We start from the raw sequence: 14,103 nt of genomic DNA, 5'->3' as shown, positions 1-14,103 counted from the left end.
GACCCCGAACACGCCGGAGAAATCAGGCCTCGGATTCTTCCTTCTCGGCCCGCCTGCGGAGACGCTTCGCCGCCGCCACCATATTGCGCAGCGAAGGCTCGAGCTGCCAGTAGTGACGCGTCTTCAGGCCGCCGTCCGGGTTGGCCCACAACCGTTCGAGTGACACCGACTCGCTCGCCTCCGTGAGCAGTTCGTCCAACTCGTCGATGTCCGGAATCCGGGCCGACCGGCTCTCGTACACACCCGGACCGACACCGTGGGTCAGCGCCCGCTCCTTGATGGCACCGAGCACCCACGTGATGGAGCGCGTCGCCACGATCGCCGTCACGTCCGCGTCGAGCCGTTCGATGGCGTCGACCACCGACGCCCGGCTCGTGTACGTGATATGCGTGTGGATCTGCGTCTCCGGCTTCGCCCCGCCCGTCGCGAGACGAAATGCGTCGACCGCCCACTCGAGATACGCCTCGCGGCCGTTCTCGCGCAACGGCAGCAGTTCCCGGATCGCCGGCTCGTCGACCTGGATGATCGCGATGCCCGCCGCCTCGAGGTCGGCGATCTCGTCGCGGATCACCAGCGCCAACTGGTCGGCCGTCTCGTACAGCGGCTGATCCTGGCGGACGAACGACCGCGCGATCATCGTCACCGGACCCGTGAGCATGCCCTTGACCGGCTTGTCCGTCAGCGACTGCGCGTACGAGATCCACTCGACGGTCATCGGCTTCGGCCGCGACACGTCCCCGTAGAGGATCGGCGGACGTGTACACCGCGAGCCGTAAGCCTGCACCCACCCGTTGTGGGTGAAGGCATACCCCTCGAGAAGCTCCGCGAAGTACTGCACCATGTCGTTGCGCTCGTGCTCACCGTGCACGAAGACGTCGAGCCCGATGTCTTCCTGCAACCGGATCGTGCTTTCGATCTCGGCCTGGATCCGCTTGTAGTATTCCTCCCACTCGAGGCGTCCCTCACCCAGCTCGTACCGCGCCTGCCGGATCGCGTCCGTCTGCGGGAACGAGCCCAGCGTCGTCGCCGGAACCAGCGGCAGGTTCAGTCGCTCCTGCTGGGCGACCCGCCGCTCCTCGTACGGAACCCGGAAGCGGTCGCCCGGCTTGATCGCGTTGACCCGTGCCCGCACCGCGTGCTTGAGCTTGAAGTGCACCGACGTGGGACGCTTGCGCCACTTGTCGGACGGCCCCTCGGTGAGCGCCTTGGCCAGCGAGACCACCTCGCCGACCTTCTGCTTCGCGAACGCGAGCCGGTCTGCGACATCACCCGGGATGTCGTACTCGGACAACACGTCGTACGGAACGTGCAGCAACGACGTCGACGTCGAGACCACGAGATCCGGCACGACGTCCTTCAGCGTGTTCAGGTACGTCAACGTGTTGTACCGGTCGACGCGCCACACGTTGCGGCCGTCGACCACACCGGCGTAGATGCGCTTGCGCTTCATGCCCGGGATCTTCGTCAGCTCGTCGGCGCTCAGCCGGTGACTGACGAGATCGAGGCCCAGAGCCTCCACCTTGGTGGAGGCGAGGATGGCGAGCGCCTCCCCGAGATGCCCGTACGGACCGGTGACGAGGATGCGGGGCCGCAGCGGTGCGTGCGACAGCTTCTCGTACGCCTTGGCCAGCGCGGCCAGTTCTTCCGCTGTGCGGTCCTCGGTGAACGACGGCTCGTCCAGCTGGACGCATGTGGCGCCGGCCTTCGCGAGCTGCTCGAACAGCCGCTCGTACTCCGGCAGCACCTTGTCCAGCAGGTCGAGGGTCGAGAAACCGTGCCGCTTCGACGTCGGACCGACCTTCGACAGCATCAGCAGCGACACGGGCCCCAGCACGACCGGACGCAGTTCGATCCCGCGCGCCTTCGCCCGCTCGAACTCGTCCATCACGGTCTCGGACCGCAGCGAGAACTCGGTGTTCTCGTCCAGTTCGGGCTGACGGTAGTGGTAGTTGGTGCCGAAGAACCGCACCAGCTCGAGCGGCGGGAAGTCCGGCCGGCCGCGGGCCAGCGTGAAGTAGAAGTCCAGCGGATCGAGCTGACTCTCGAGCGGCTTGAACCGCTCGGGCACGGCACCGAACAGCAGTGCGTTGTCGAGTACGTGGTCGTAGTAGGAGAACGTGTTGCCCGGGACCTGGGTCAGACCGGTCGCGGCGAGCTCACTCCACGTCTCCTCCTGAAGGTCCCGGGCGACGGCGACGAGTTCTTCCTTCGTGCTCGTGCCGTGCCAGTAGGACTCGAGGGCACGCTTGAGTTCGCGGCGAGGTCCGATGCGGGGATACCCCAGGATGCTGGATCCGTATGCTGCGGTGCTGGACATGCGGTCGACCTTTCTGGGCTCAGTCCAGTGGCTGAGAATGCCTCTGGGCTCGATGCACCTGTGCGCCTCTCACAACCGCCAGTGGTCGTGAAAGGCGCACAGGTGTAGTCGCCTACCTACCTACTAGCTGGCCTTCTTGCTGGCACGACCGTTGTCGCCGTACTCGTAGAAGCCCGCACCGGACTTCTTGCCGACCAACCCGGCCTCGACCATGCGAAGCAGCAGCGGCGGCGCCGAGTACAGGGGCTCCTTGAACTCTTCGTACATGGAGTCGGCGATGGACTTGACCGTGTCCAGGCCCACCAGGTCGGTCAGCGCGAGCGGACCCATCGGGTGTGCGAGGCCGAGAACCGTTGCCTTGTCGATGTCTTCCTTGGTGGCGAACCCGGACTCCACCATGCGGATCGCGGAGAGCAGGTAGGGCACCAGAAGGGCGTTGACGACGAACCCGGAACGGTCCGCGGAACGGACGACCTGCTTGCCCAGCACATCGCTGGCGAAGGCCTCGGCCCGCTCGGACACCGATTTGCTCGTCTTGAGCGTGGTCACCAGCTCGACGAGGGGGAGCACCGGAACGGGGTTGAAGAAGTGCATCCCGATGACCCGTTCCGGGGACTTCGTGGCGATGCCCAGCTTCATGATCGGGATCGACGACGTGTTGGACGCCAGTACGGCGTTCGGATCCGTCACGACCTGGTCGAGTTCGGTGAAGATCTCGCTCTTCACCTTCTCGTCCTCGACGACGGCCTCCACGACGAGCTGCCGGTCCGCGAAATCACCGAGATCGGAGGTGAACCGCAGCCGCCAGGCGGCCTGCTCACGTTCCCGCTCGGTGATCTTGCCGCTGCTCACTCCGCGGTCGAGCGAACGAAGGATGCGCGAACGCCCCGCCGCCGCAAGCTCGCGGGTCTGCTCGAACACCAGAACGTCGACGTGCGCGCGAGCACACACCTCAGCGATTCCGGCACCCATGATCCCGGCGCCGATCACGCCGACGCGCTGAATCTTTTCGCTGGTCACGTCAGCTCCTTTTCGTCTAGTGGAGTCGTCGCCCGGGGAGGGGCCCTGTTACAGGCCCCTCCCCGGGGTCGGGTTGATCAGGTGAAACCGTGATCGGTCGAAGCCTTGGGGAACAAGGCTCAGTGGAACTGACCCTCTTCGGTGGAGCCCTTCAGAGCAGCCGTCGAGGTGTTGGGGTCGACCGTGGTGGCGATACGGTCGAAGTAGCCGGCGCCGACCTCACGCTGGTGCTTGATGGCGGTGAAGCCACGCTCCTCGGCGGCCTTGAACTCGCGCTCCTGCAGGTCGACGAAGGCGGTCATGCCCTCGCGGGCGTAGCCGTGGGCCAGGTCGAACATGCCGTAGTTGAGCGAGTGGAAGCCGGCGAGGGTGATGAACTGGAACTTGAAGCCCATCGCGCCGAGCTCCTTCTGGAACTTCGCGATGGTCGCGTCGTCAAGGTGCGCCTTCCAGTTGAAGGACGGCGAGCAGTTGTAGGCGAGCAGCTGGTCCGGGAACTCGCTGCGAACGGACTCGGCGAACTTCTTGGCGACCTCGAGGTCCGGCACGCCGGTCTCCATCCAGATGAGGTCGGAGTACGGCGCGTAGGCCTTGGCGCGAGCGATGCAGGGCTCGATGCCGTTCTTCACACCGTAGAAGCCCTCGGCGGTGCGAGTGCCGTCGAGGAACTCGCGGTCGCGCTCGTCGACATCGGAGGTGATCAGGGTGGCGGCCTCGGCGTCGGTGCGCGCGATGACGACCGTCGGAACGTCGGCCACGTCGGCCGCGAGTCGCGCCGAGGTCAGGGTGCGGATGTGCTGCTGCGTGGGGATGAGGACCTTGCCACCGAGGTGGCCGCACTTCTTCTCCGACGCGAGCTGGTCTTCCCAGTGCGAACCGGCGACGCCGGACGCGATCATGGCCTTCTGCAGCTCGTAGACGTTCAGAGCGCCACCGAAGCCGGCCTCGCCGTCGGCGACGATCGGGGCGAGCCAGTTGTCGACGGAGGTGTCGCCCTCGACCTTGGCGATCTCGTCGGCGCGCAGCAGCGCGTTGTTGATGCGGCGCACGACCTGCGGCACCGAGTTGGCCGGGTAGAGACTCTGGTCCGGGTAGGTGTGACCCGAGAGGTTCGCGTCGCCGGCGACCTGCCAGCCGGACAGGTAGATGGCCTTGAGGCCCGCGCGGACCTGCTGCACGGCCTGGTTACCCGTGAGGGCACCCAGCGAGTTGATGTAGTCCTCGTTGTTCACGAGGTCCCAGAGGATCTCGGAACCACGGCGGGCGAGGGTGGCTTCCTCGACAACGGTGCCCTGGAGCTTGGCGACCTGCTCCGCCGTGTAGTTGCGGGTTACTCCCTTCCAGCGCGGGTTGGTGTCCCAATCCTGCTGGATTTCAGCTGCGGTCTTCGGGGTGCCGGTGGTCGACATCAAGACTCCACTCTCTTCGATCTGCTGGTCCGGTACGGATGTACTGCTTCACATCCTTGCCAGGCCCTTCGTATGTACTTACCGAGAATGACACAAGCAAAAAGTGCCGTCTACCTGTTGCTAATGCCAATCTTGGCTAGCTTTTCACAACACCTTGCAAAGACTGTTAAGAAAGTTCGGCGCCACACCTGCCCGATCGGAGAGGAAAGATACTCGCCAGTAGCAAAAAGCCGCAGGTGGTGAACCAAATGCACGCAACTCGCCGTACACAGATATTTCCGCCCGTGCGACCCTCGCCTTCCCACCGCGGCACAGCCGTCGACCCGCCCGTTGTGACTGCAATCACCAATCGGGTCGGTTACCGTGACCTCGAATGGTCTCCTCCGGCGAAGGGCACCACGATGCCGCTGTACGAATTCCGATGTGCCGCCGACTGCGGCCCGTTCGAGCAGTCGTTCCCGATGGCCGACGTACCCGGCACCACACGCTGCCCGCGGTGCGACCGCGACGCCGTCCGGCGCGTGTCCTCACCGCGACTCGGACACGGATCGTCGTCCGCGATGAACCTCCTCGACAGCACGAAGAGGTCGGCTCACGAACCGGACGTCGTCACCGGTCCGCCGCCCCGGACCACGGCCGGGCGTTCACCCGTCACGAGCAATCCGCTGCACCGCCGACTTCCTCGTCCCTGACCGGCCACCGAAGGAGCGCACATGCCCGAACTGCTGTTTCCGCTCGATTCCTCGAAAAAGTTCACCGATCAGGCGATCGTCGGCCACAACCGCTGGCACCCGGACATCCCGGCCGCGGTCACGGTGAAACCGGGCGACTCCTTCCGCGTCCACTGCCGCGAATGGTTCGACGGCGCCATCCACAACGACGACTCAGCCGACGACATCCTGAACGCTCCCCTCACCACGGTCCACACATTGTCCGGGCCGTTCGCCGTGGAGGGCGCGAAGCCCGGCGACCTGCTGATCGTCGACATCCTGGACGTCGGACCCATCCCCCAGGAGGATTCCGGCCCGCTGGCAGGCCAGGGCTGGGGGTACACCGGGATCTTCTCCCGCCACAACGGCGGCGGATTCCTCACCGAGCAGTTCCCCGACGCCTACAAGGCCGTCTGGGATTTTTCCGGTCAGACCGCCACGTCGCGGCACGTCCCGCACGTCTCGTTCACCGGCATCGTCCACCCCGGACTGATGGGCACCGCGCCGTCGGCCGCCCTCCTGTCGAAGTGGAACGCGAGGGAGGGCGCGCTCATCGCCACCGACCCGGGCCGGGTTCCCCCACTCGCCCTGCCGCCCGAACCGCAGGACGCCGTCCTCGGGTCCCTGTCGGGCGCCGACTTCGACCGCGTCGCCGGCGAGGCCGCCCGCACCGCGCCCCCACGCGAGAACGGCGGCAACCAGGACATCAAGAACCTCACCAAGGGCAGCCGCGTCTTCTACCCGGTGTTCGTCGACGGCGCGAACCTGTCCGTCGGCGATCTGCACTTCTCCCAGGGCGACGGCGAGATCACGTTCTGCGGCGCCATCGAGATGGGTGGCTTCATCGACCTGCGCGTCGACATCATCAAGGGCGGCATGGACACGTACGGCGTGTCCGAGAACGCGATCTTCATGCCCGGCAACACCGACCCGCAGTACTCGGAGTGGCTCGCGTTCTCCGGAACGTCCGTCACCCTCGACGGGGAACAGAAGTACCTCGACTCGCACCTGTCGTATCAGCGGGCCTGTCTCCACGCGATCGACTACCTCACCAAGTTCGGGTACAGCCCCGAGCAGGCCTACCTCCTCCTCGGCGCCGCACCGATCGAGGGCCGGCTGTCGGGGGTGGTGGACATCCCGAACTCCTGCTCGACGGTGTACCTGCCGACGGCGATGTTCGACTTCCCCGTCGCACCGTCCGCGTCGGGTCCGTTCCAGATCGACCCGGGTGTCGGCGCGCCGCGCTCGGAGAACAAGGCCTGAGCTGTCCCGACCCGCGCGAGTAAATCTTGCGAAGGTTCCGTTCGCACATCTGACCTGCGCCGGTACCATTGGCCGTATGTCCAAGACCTTCGTCGGCACCCGGTTGCGTCAGCTCCGAACCGAGCGTGGACTGAGCCAGGCGGCGCTGGCGAAGACGCTGGAGATTTCCGCCAGCTACCTCAATCAGATCGAGCACGACGTGCGGCCGCTGACGGTGCCGGTGCTGCTGCGGATCAGCGAGGTGTTCGGCGTCGACACCACGTTCTTCTCATCCCAGGACGACACGCGACTGATCGCGGAGATGCGCGAGGTGGCGCTGGATCAGGAGATGGGCATCGACGCGGACGCCCAGGAGATCGCCGAGATGGTGGCGTCGCATCCGGGCCTGGCGAAGGCGATGGTCAACATGCACCGCCGCTTCCGTAACACCACCGCGCAGCTGGCTCTCGCCACTGAGGACCGCTACAGCGACGGCAGTGGTAGCGGCTCGATCACGATGCCGCACGAAGAGGTCCGCGACTACTTCTATCAGCGGCAGAACTATCTGCACGAACTGGACACGGCGGCGGAGGAACTGACCGCGCGCATGCGATTCCACCGCGGCGACGTCGGCGGTGAGATCGCCCGCAGGTTGCAGACCGTGCACGACGTGCAGATCGTCAAGCGCATCGACCTGGGCGAGAACGTCCTGCACCGGTACGACCCCGAATCCCGGCTGCTGGAGATCTCGCCGCACCTGTCGGGCGGCCAGCAGGTGTTCAAGTTCGCGACCGAGCTGGCGTTCCTCGAATACGGCGACCTGCTCGACAAGCTGGTGGCCGAGGGCGGCTTCACGAGCGACGAGTCCGTGGCGCTCGCCCGGCTCGGGCTGGCCAACTACTTCGCTGCGGCCACGGTGCTGCCGTACGGCCAGTTCCACGACGTGGCCGAGGACTTCCGGTACGACATCGAGCGGTTGTCCGCGTTCTACTCGGTGAGCTACGAGACGATCTGCCACCGCCTCTCGACGCTGCAGCGTCCGAAGTTGCGCGGCGTTCCGTTCATGTTCGTCCGCGTCGACCGGGCCGGGAACATGTCGAAGCGGCAGTCCGCCACCGGGTTCCACTTCTCCACCAGCGGCGGCACGTGCCCTCTGTGGAACGTGTACGAGACGTTCGCGTACCCCGGCAAGATCATGAACCAGATCGCGCAGATGCCGGACGGCCGCCGGTATCTGTGGATCGCCCGAACCGTCGAACGTCGCGCCCAGCGCTACGGCCAGCCGGCCAAGATCTTCGCGATCGGGCTCGGCTGCGAGATCCGGCACGCCCACCGGCTCGTCTACGGCGACGGTCTCGACCTCGACGATTCCAACCCGGGCACCCCGATCGGCGCCGGTTGCCGGGTGTGCGAGCGCGTCAACTGCCCGCAGCGCGCGTTCCCGCCGCTCGGCAAGCAACTCGACATCAGTGAGCACCAGAGTTCGGTCTCCCCGTACCTGATCCGCTGACTCGCCCTTGTGTCACATCGGTTCAATCCGACTGAACCGGTGTCACATTGGCCGCAGCGGCAGCAGCCTCCGGCCCCGCAGGGAGCGCTGTGAGCGGTTGTTCACGTAACCGTAATTCGCGTCACGAACACGTCACCGACAGACATTCAGGCGCAACAACGGCCGCTTAATGTTCGCCCCACGAATACACCTCTGTATACGTGGGGCGGATACATGTCCCGGGTTGCGGAGGTCCCCAAGTCCTCCGACGGAAAGGCCCGTACATGCGCACCTTCTCCAAGCGCGCCCTCGCTGCACCGACCGCGCTCGCCGCCATCGGGCTCGTGCTGACCGGTTGTGGCAGCAAGGCGTCCGACACGGCCGGCGAGTCCACCGCGGCGTCCTGTGTGGACACCTCCGGAGACACGATCAAGGTCGGGTCGCTGAACTCGCTGTCGGGCACGATGGCCATCAGCGAGGTGACCGTCCGGGATTCGATCGCGCTCGCGGTCGACGAGATCAACAACTCGGGCGGCGTGCTCGGCAAGAAGATCCAGATCGTCGCGGAGGACGGGGCCTCGGAGCCCACCGTGTTCGCCGAGAAGGCGGAGAAGCTGATCAGCAGTGACTGCGTCGCAGCCGTGTTCGGCGGTTGGACGTCGTCGAGCCGCAAGGCGATGCTGCCCGTGTTCGAGGACAACAACTCGCTGCTCTACTACCCCGTGCAGTACGAGGGCCTCGAGGATTCGAAGAACATCTTCTACACCGGGGCCACCACCAACCAGCAGATCGTGCCCGCACTCGACTACCTGAAGGAGAAGGGCGTCAAGTCGCTGTACCTGGTGGGCAGTGACTACGTGTTCCCGCAGACCGCCAACCGCATCATCAAGGCGTACGCGGAGGCCAACGGCATCGAGATCAAGGGTGAGGACTACACCCCGCTCGGCTCCACCGACTTCTCGACCATCGTCAACAAGGTCCGCTCCGCCGATGCGGACGCCGTCTTCAACACCCTCAATGGCGACTCCAACGTCGCGTTCTTCCGCGAGTACGCGAACGTCGGCCTGAAGCCCGCCGACATGCCCGTCGTGTCCGTGTCGATCGCAGAGGAGGAGGTCGGCGGTATCGGCGTCCAGAACATCGAGGGCCAGCTGACCGCCTGGAACTACTACCAGACCATCGACACGCCGGAGAACAAGAAGTTCGTCGACGCGTACAAGGCCCGGTACGGCGCGAACAAGCCGACGTCCGACCCGATGGAAGCCGCCTACACGTCCGTGTACCTGTGGAAGAACACCGTCGAGAAGGCGAACTCCTTCGCCACCAAGGACATCCAGGACAACGCGGACGGCGTCACGTTCGCCGCCCCGGAGGGACTGGTCACCATCGACGGGTCCAACCACCACATCACCAAGACCGCGCGCATCGGTGAGATCCGGAACGACGGCCTGATCTACACGGTCTGGGATTCGGGCACACCGATCCAGCCGGACCCGTACCTGAAGTCCTACCCGTGGGCCGAGTCGCTGGGTAGCTAGAACACGGTCCGACGAGCACGAGGGAAGAGAGAGGACATACATCGATGGATGTAGTGATCGGACAGCTGTTCACCGGATTGAGTATCGGATCGATTCTGTTGCTCGCGGCGCTGGGGCTGTCGTTGACGTTCGGCCAGATGGGCGTCATCAACATGGCCCACGGCGAATTCATCATGGCCGGCTCGTACACGGCGTATGTGGTGCAGCAGGTGGTATCGAGCGCCACCGGTTCTCTGTTCATCTCTCTGCTCGTCGGCTTCGTGGTCGGTGGCGCGATGGGTGTCCTCCTCGAGGTCACCCTCGTCAAGCGGATGTACCACCGGCCGCTGGACACGCTGCTGGTGACGTTCGGTGTGGGGTTGATCCTGCAGCAGCTGGCACGGGACGTCTTCGGTGCGCCCGCCGTCAACGTCGCCGCACCGGAGTGGCTCTCCGGTGGTGTGGAGATCCTGGGCGCGGTGGTGCCGAAGACGCGCCTGTTCATCCTGGTGCTGGCCGTCGTGGCCGTCGTCGCGCTGTCGCTGGCGATGCAGAAGTCCCCGATGGGACGCCGCATCCGCGCCGTCGTACAGAACCGCGACCTCGCAGAGACGAGCGGGATCTCCAGTCGCCGAACCGATGTGACGACGTTCTTCATCGGTTCCGGTCTGGCGGGTGTCGCGGGTGTGGCGCTCACCCTGATCGGCTCGACGAGTCCGACCATCGGGCAGAGCTACCTCATCGACGCGTTCCTGGTGGTCGTGGTCGGCGGCCTGGGTCAGATGAAGGGCGCGGTGATCGCCGCGTTCGCACTCGGCATCCTCAATTCGTTCGTCGAGTACTCGACCACGGCGTCGATCGCCAAGGTCATCGTGTTCGTGGTCATCGTGGTGTTCCTCCAGGTTCGGCCGCAGGGCCTGTTCGCCGTCAAGACGAGGAGTCTCGTATGAGCATCCTGACGAGTGGCCGCTACCGCGCGTGGGCGGGATTCGCACTGGCCGCGCTGCTTCTGTTCGTCGTCGCCCCCGCGGTTCTCAGCGACTTCCGGCTGAGTCTGCTCGGCAAGTTCCTGTGCTTCGCGATCGTCGCGGTCGGTATCGGCCTGGCGTGGGGCCGCGGCGGCATGCTCACCCTCGGCCAGGGTGTCTTCTTCGGGCTGGGTGCCTACATGATGGCGATGCATCTGAAGATCGCCGACGCCGAACTCCGCGGAGACACGGTGCCCGACTTCATGCAGATCGCGGGCATCCGGGAGCTGCCGGGCTACTGGGTGCCGTTCACGTCGCCGATCGTGACGATCCTGGGAATCCTGCTGATCCCGGCGCTGGTGGCGTTCGTCCTCGGGCTCGGGGTGTTCAAGCGCCGCGTCAAGGGCGCCTACTTCGCGATCCTCAGCCAGGCGCTCGCCGCCGCATTCGCCATCCTGCTGGTCGGCCAGCAGAGCACCGGAGGAAGCAACGGCCTCAACCGGTTCCGCACGTTCTTCGGTTTCAACCTGAACGATCCGGCCAACAAGCAGATGCTGTTCTTCATCGCCGCCGGCGTGCTGCTGGCCGTGGTCGCGATCACCCGGCAGCTGATGAACAGCCGTTACGGCGAACTGCTCGTCGCCGTCCGGGATCAGGAGGAGCGCGTCCGCTTCCTCGGGTACGACCCGGCGAACATCAAACTCGTCGCCTACGTGACGGCCGCGTTCTTCGCGGGCCTCGCCGGCGCGCTGTTCGTTCCGATCGTCGGCATCATCTCCCCCGCCGATGTCGGGATCGTCCCGTCGATCGCGTTCCTGATCGGGGTGGCCATCGGCGGACGTTCCACGCTCCTCGGCCCGGTCCTCGGCGCCATCGGGGTGGCGTGGGCGCAGAGCGCGTTCTCGGAGTCGTTCCCGTCCGGCTGGACGTACGCGCAGGGTCTGCTGTTCATCGTGGTCGTCGGCTTCTTCCCGGCCGGTGTCGCGGGGCTGTTCGCGCTGCTGAAGCGGAAGAAGAAGGCCTCCTCCGACGAACCTGCCCCGCCCGGACCGGAAGACGAGACCGAGCCGACGGAACGAATGGAGATGGCCCGATGACGATTCCTGCCACGGCCAAGGAGCCGGTGCTCGGCGGCAACGCCGGAATGTCCAGCGAGTACCTCGAGGTCCGGGACCTTCGGGTCAGCTTCGACGGCTTCAAGGCGGTCGACGGCGTCGACCTCACCCTGATGCAGGGCGACCTGCGGTTCCTCATCGGCCCCAACGGCGCCGGCAAGACCACTCTCGTCGATGCCATCACCGGGCTCGTCCCCGCGACGGGATCGGTCACGAAGTCCGGTGTCGAGTTGATCGGCAAGAAGGTGCACCGCATCGCCCGGCTCGGTGTGGGCCGCACGTTCCAGACCGCGAGCGTGTTCGAGGAGCTGACGGTTCTCCAGAACCTCGACATCGCGGCGGGCGCGGGCCGGTCGGCGCTCACACTGCTGCGCCGACGCAAGACGGTGCTCCCTGCCATCGAGGAGGCGCTCGACGTCACGGGTCTCGGCAAGCTGCGCGACACCCCGGCCGGAATCCTCGCGCACGGACAGAAGCAGTGGCTGGAGATCGGAATGCTGCTGGTGCAGAACTGTTCCGTCCTGCTGCTGGACGAGCCGGTGGCCGGCATGAGCCACGAGGAACGCGACGAGACGGGAAACCTGCTGCGCCGAATCGGCGGTGAGCGGACCGTCGTGGTGGTCGAGCACGACATGGACTTCATGCGCGCGTTCGCGACGTCGGTGACCGTGCTGCACGCCGGGAAGGTGCTGAGCGAGGGAACCGTGGAGCAGGTGCAGGCCGATCCACGGGTGCAGGAGGTGTACCTCGGGACCGCCGCGGCCGGTGCCGCCCCCGAACTGCAGCCCGAGGTTTCGAAGGAGGACAGCGATGCTCGAGCTTGAGAACATCCGGGCCGGGTACGGCCGAACCGAAGTGATCCACGGAGTCTCGCTGACGGTCCCGTCGGACGGTGTGGCCGCGGTGATGGGACACAACGGAGCGGGCAAGACGACGCTTCTGCGGGCGGCGGTCGGACTGATCAAGGTCGATTCCGGGCGGGTGCTGTTCGACGGCGAGGACGTCACGGCGTTGCGGCCGAGCGCCCGGGTGGCGCGCGGCCTCGCCTACGTGCCGCAGGGCCAGCAGTCGTTCGGTCAGCTGACCACCGCGGAGAACCTTCAGGTGGTGGCCGACGGCCGCAAGCGCGGAAAGGAACTCGTCGGCGAGGTGCTGGATCTGTTCCCGGCTCTACGCGGCCTGCTCGACCGGCGTGCCGGTCTCCTCTCCGGTGGGCAGCGTCAGCAACTTGCCATCGCGCGGGCCCTGATCACGGAACCGAAGATGCTGATCCTCGACGAACCGACGGAAGGCATTCAGCCGTCCGTCGTGGCCGAGATCGAGCGCACCATCATGGAACTCACCCGCCGCGGCGGACTCGGAGTCCTGTTGGTGGAACAGCACATCGGGTTCGCTCTCGAATCCGCCGAGAGCTACTACGTCCTCGAGTCGGGGCGGGTCACGTCCTCCGGCGCCGGTGGCGCCGCACCCGGTTCCGACGTCCGTACCGCGGTCTCCGACGTCCGCGCGGCGATGGCGATCTGATGGCACGCCGAGAACCGGCCGGCTCCCTCAGCGATCACGTGTATCTGTCGCTGCGCACCGACCTGATGAGCGGCCGGATCCCACCGGGACAGCGTCTCGGCGAGGAGCGTCTCGCCGACACCTACGGGGTGTCGCGGACGCCGGTGCGGGAGGCCCTGGCCCGGCTCCTCGCCGACGGACTCGTCCAGCGCGACGTGGGCGGGTTGTTTCCGTACCGCCCCCGCATCGACGAGCTGGCCGGACTGTACGAACTGCGCATCACGCTCGAGCTCCAAGGAATCGCCCGGGTCCGCGCCGACGAGTCGCTGTCGCACGACCCGGACGTTCTCGGACCCGAGCTCGACCGGTGGTACGCGTTGCGGAAGGAGAACCCCGAGCCGGACGCCGGGTTCGTGGCGCTCGACGAGCAGTTCCACACCGTTCTGCTGCGGTCGGCGGGCAACCGGGCGCTGTCCGATGCGCTCGTCAACGTGAACGCGAAGGTGCGGCCGGTCCGGATGTTCGACTACCTCACCCCCGACCGCATGAGCGCGACCGTCGATGAACACATCTCGGTGGCCGAGCTCGCCCTCGACGGCAAGCTGGATTCCGCGTACGACACGCTGCTCGCGCACATCAGCGAGTCGCGTGAGGTGGTCATCGAGCGTGCTGAGCAGGCACTTTCCCTCGCACGCATGGCGTGGGCGATCCGCGATTGAGACAGTTGTCCAACTCGGTTGGACATTTTTCCCACCAATGAACCGAGCGGGTGCTAGCGTCTTGCTACCGCTCGGTAACACAGGTTGGGAACTC

Annotated in this window: 12 protein-coding genes; 9 read left to right on the top strand and 3 right to left on the bottom strand. The window is 66.1% G+C overall.

Translation table 11 applies throughout. The annotated features are described in order from the left end of the window. Nucleotides 1-22: 22 nt before the first annotated feature. The 3 genes from metE to aceA all read right to left on the bottom strand — a co-directional run bounded on the left by metE (nucleotide 23) and on the right by aceA (nucleotide 4,746). Nucleotides 23-2,317, bottom strand: a complete 2,295-nt coding sequence (gene metE / locus QM841_RS03750) for a 5-methyltetrahydropteroyltriglutamate--homocysteine S-methyltransferase (protein WP_283330985.1) — start codon at nucleotides 2,315-2,317, stop codon at nucleotides 23-25. A gap of 123 nt (nucleotides 2,318-2,440) precedes the next feature. Next, complete coding sequence (locus QM841_RS03745) at nucleotides 2,441-3,337, bottom strand: 3-hydroxybutyryl-CoA dehydrogenase (RefSeq protein WP_005261077.1); 897 nt, start codon at nucleotides 3,335-3,337, stop codon at nucleotides 2,441-2,443. A 119-nt stretch (nucleotides 3,338-3,456) separates the two neighbouring features. Beyond that, nucleotides 3,457-4,746 carry an isocitrate lyase gene (aceA, locus tag QM841_RS03740; RefSeq protein WP_283330984.1) on the bottom strand — a complete coding sequence of 430 codons (1,290 nt, stop codon included), beginning with the start codon at nucleotides 4,744-4,746 and terminating at the stop codon, nucleotides 3,457-3,459. 332 nt (nucleotides 4,747-5,078) lie between these two features. Here aceA and QM841_RS03735 point away from each other — a divergent pair, with 332 nt between their 5' ends. From QM841_RS03735 to QM841_RS03695, 9 genes are all read left to right on the top strand, one after another. After that, on the top strand, nucleotides 5,079-5,438 hold the full coding sequence (locus tag QM841_RS03735; RefSeq protein WP_283330983.1) for an FmdB family zinc ribbon protein: 360 nt from the start codon (nucleotides 5,079-5,081) through the stop codon (nucleotides 5,436-5,438). Nucleotides 5,439-5,459: 21 nt separating this feature from the next. Continuing rightward, complete coding sequence (gene fmdA, locus QM841_RS03730) at nucleotides 5,460-6,719, top strand: formamidase (RefSeq protein WP_005563337.1); 1,260 nt, start codon at nucleotides 5,460-5,462, stop codon at nucleotides 6,717-6,719. A 76-nt stretch (nucleotides 6,720-6,795) separates the two neighbouring features. Beyond that, nucleotides 6,796-8,208, top strand: coding sequence for an acetate metabolism transcriptional regulator RamB (gene ramB / locus QM841_RS03725; protein ID WP_007301354.1), 1,413 nt, complete (start codon nucleotides 6,796-6,798; stop codon nucleotides 8,206-8,208). Between the two features lie 263 nt (nucleotides 8,209-8,471). Further along, nucleotides 8,472-9,725, top strand: coding sequence for an urea ABC transporter substrate-binding protein (gene urtA, locus QM841_RS03720; protein WP_005563339.1), 1,254 nt, complete (start codon nucleotides 8,472-8,474; stop codon nucleotides 9,723-9,725). A gap of 44 nt (nucleotides 9,726-9,769) precedes the next feature. Beyond that, nucleotides 9,770-10,654: an urea ABC transporter permease subunit UrtB gene (urtB, locus tag QM841_RS03715; RefSeq protein WP_005251836.1), complete on the top strand. Its 885-nt coding sequence runs from the start codon at nucleotides 9,770-9,772 to the stop codon at nucleotides 10,652-10,654. After that, nucleotides 10,651-11,769: an urea ABC transporter permease subunit UrtC gene (urtC, locus tag QM841_RS03710; protein WP_005261082.1), complete on the top strand. Its 1,119-nt coding sequence runs from the start codon at nucleotides 10,651-10,653 to the stop codon at nucleotides 11,767-11,769. Before urtB ends, urtC begins: the two co-directional genes overlap by 4 nt. Next, nucleotides 11,766-12,611, top strand: a complete 846-nt coding sequence (urtD, locus tag QM841_RS03705; RefSeq protein ID WP_005261083.1) for an urea ABC transporter ATP-binding protein UrtD — start codon at nucleotides 11,766-11,768, stop codon at nucleotides 12,609-12,611. The genes urtC and urtD overlap by 4 nt, the downstream gene beginning before the upstream one ends. Beyond that, nucleotides 12,598-13,311, top strand: coding sequence for an urea ABC transporter ATP-binding subunit UrtE (gene urtE / locus QM841_RS03700; protein ID WP_283330982.1), 714 nt, complete (start codon nucleotides 12,598-12,600; stop codon nucleotides 13,309-13,311). The genes urtD and urtE overlap by 14 nt, the downstream gene beginning before the upstream one ends. Beyond that, nucleotides 13,311-14,009 carry a GntR family transcriptional regulator gene (locus tag QM841_RS03695; RefSeq protein ID WP_011594949.1) on the top strand — a complete coding sequence of 233 codons (699 nt, stop codon included), beginning with the start codon at nucleotides 13,311-13,313 and terminating at the stop codon, nucleotides 14,007-14,009. Before urtE ends, QM841_RS03695 begins: the two co-directional genes overlap by 1 nt. Nucleotides 14,010-14,103: the final 94 nt, after the last annotated feature.

This window comes from Rhodococcus sp. IEGM 1307 (assembly GCF_030056915.1).
In the GTDB taxonomy this organism is placed as follows: domain Bacteria; phylum Actinomycetota; class Actinomycetes; order Mycobacteriales; family Mycobacteriaceae; genus Rhodococcus_F; species Rhodococcus_F opacus_D.
Note: the sequence above shows the minus strand (reverse complement) of the source record. Positions and strands in the feature narration are given on the sequence as shown.

Coding starts and splice junctions, on each gene's coding strand:
- urtA (WP_005563339.1), top strand. CDS start 8,472: ATGCGCACCTTCTCCAAGCGCGCCCTCGCTGCACCGACCGCGCTCGCC.
- urtB (WP_005251836.1), top strand. CDS start 9,770: ATGGATGTAGTGATCGGACAGCTGTTCACCGGATTGAGTATCGGATCG.
- QM841_RS03695 (WP_011594949.1), top strand. CDS start 13,311: ATGGCACGCCGAGAACCGGCCGGCTCCCTCAGCGATCACGTGTATCTG.
- urtC (WP_005261082.1), top strand. CDS start 10,651: ATGAGCATCCTGACGAGTGGCCGCTACCGCGCGTGGGCGGGATTCGCA.
- aceA (WP_283330984.1), bottom strand. CDS start 4,746: ATGTCGACCACCGGCACCCCGAAGACCGCAGCTGAAATCCAGCAGGAT.
- ramB (WP_007301354.1), top strand. CDS start 6,796: ATGTCCAAGACCTTCGTCGGCACCCGGTTGCGTCAGCTCCGAACCGAG.
- fmdA (WP_005563337.1), top strand. CDS start 5,460: ATGCCCGAACTGCTGTTTCCGCTCGATTCCTCGAAAAAGTTCACCGAT.
- urtE (WP_283330982.1), top strand. CDS start 12,598: ATGCTCGAGCTTGAGAACATCCGGGCCGGGTACGGCCGAACCGAAGTG.
- metE (WP_283330985.1), bottom strand. CDS start 2,317: ATGTCCAGCACCGCAGCATACGGATCCAGCATCCTGGGGTATCCCCGC.
- urtD (WP_005261083.1), top strand. CDS start 11,766: ATGACGATTCCTGCCACGGCCAAGGAGCCGGTGCTCGGCGGCAACGCC.